Source organism: Teichococcus wenyumeiae (assembly GCF_003696345.1).
Lineage (GTDB): Bacteria > Pseudomonadota > Alphaproteobacteria > Acetobacterales > Acetobacteraceae > Pseudoroseomonas > Pseudoroseomonas wenyumeiae.
Genome location: NZ_RFLX01000136.1, coordinates 1 through 1,385 on the forward strand (window position 1 = coordinate 1; position 1,385 = coordinate 1,385).

The following is a 1,385-nucleotide window of genomic DNA, read 5'->3' on the forward strand; positions in this document are numbered from 1 at the left end:
AGCTTCATGTATGGACGGCCCCCGCGGTGCAAGAAGGATGTTGACGTTCGGCGGCGGTCGGGTGCGTTCATGTATTCGGCCTGTTGGTGCGGCCGACATGACCGCTGGCCCTGATGGAGTCCGCGGATCGGCGCCAAATCAACGGGGCGGGCTTTGCGCTCCGAAAGCTCTGCTGGCTCTGCCAATCCCCGGCCCTGCCGGTTCGCCATCACGTCGTCATCGCCCTCGCACGTCTTGAGCACGGTTCAGCAGCAGCCCTCCTCAGGCCGTGGCCTCACGCGCTGATCGGTAGACCTCCCCGGTGGTCATCATGGCCCAGGCAATGCGTGCCATCTTGTTGGCCAGCGCGACGGCCGCGACCGTTCTTGAGCGTCGTGCCACGAGCGCCTCGATCCAGGCAGTGCCGGCGGCCTCTCTTGCCTTGGGATAGCGGATCACGTTGCGTGCCCCGATGAACAGCAGGTGCCGGAGGTAAGTATCCCCGCGCTTGGTGATGCTGCCCAGCCTGTCCTTGCCACCGCTGGAGTTCTGGCGTGGGGTCAAGCCAAGCCAGGCCGCAAAGTCGCGGCCGGAGCGAAATGCGGTGGCATCCGGCACCGTCGCTGCGATCGCCGTCGCGGTAATCGGACCGATGCCCGGTATGGTTGCGATCAGGCGGCTGACCGGGTTGGCGCGGTGCTGGGCATCGATCCGGGCCTCAATCTGGGCAATGCGCTCGCCAAGGGTGGCGAGCTCGGCCGCGAGCATGAAGAGGATGTCGCGCACCTCGCCCGGTAGCCTCTCCCCTTCCTCCTCGGCCAAGCGCTCCAAGAGGGGCTCGACGCGCCCAATCCCCTGTCCCGTGATAAAGCCAAACTCGGCCAAGTGGGAGCGGATGGCACACGCCGTCATGGTGCGTTGACGAACCAGTAGCCGACGGGCTCGGTGGAGCATGAGGAGACCCTGCTGCTCTGGCGTCTTGACCGCTACGAAGCGCATGGTGGGTCGCGTCACGGCCTCGCAGATGGCCTCTGCATCCGCGGCGTCGTTCTTGCCCCGTTTGACATAGGGCTTCACGTAAGCTGGCGGCATGAGGCGGACGGTGTGTCCGAAGCGCGCAATCTCCCGAGCCCAGTAGTGAGAGGAAGCGCAAGCCTCCATGCCTACCAGGCAGGGCTCAATCCCTTGGAAGAAGGCGATTACCTCAGCGCGCTTCAAGCACTTGCGGAGGATTGCGGCTCCTGCCGCATCGACACCGTGAACCTGAAACCAGTGCTTGGCGAGATCCAGCCCGATCGTAGCGACTTGCATCTGGACAGCTCCCTGCAGTGGAAGTGGATGACAGCAGGCACCTTACAACATGCGCTATCAGGAGCGGGGGCCGTCCACCCCATCAACGGCAAGCT

Annotated in this window: 2 protein-coding genes; one reads left to right on the top strand and one right to left on the bottom strand. The window is 64.7% G+C overall.

What is annotated here, in order from left to right; translation table 11 throughout:
- Window positions 1-261: 261 nt before the first annotated feature.
- On the bottom strand, window positions 262-1,269 hold the full coding sequence (locus tag EBE87_RS28210; protein WP_233553584.1) for an IS110 family RNA-guided transposase: 1,008 nt from the start codon (window positions 1,267-1,269) through the stop codon (window positions 262-264).
- On the opposite strand from EBE87_RS28210, the gene EBE87_RS30220 reads away from it, so the two are divergent.
- Window positions 1,165-1,385, top strand: a 221-nt coding sequence (locus tag EBE87_RS30220) for a hypothetical protein (protein ID WP_233553585.1), incomplete at its 3' end; no start/stop codon positions are given. The genes EBE87_RS28210 and EBE87_RS30220 overlap by 105 nt on opposite strands.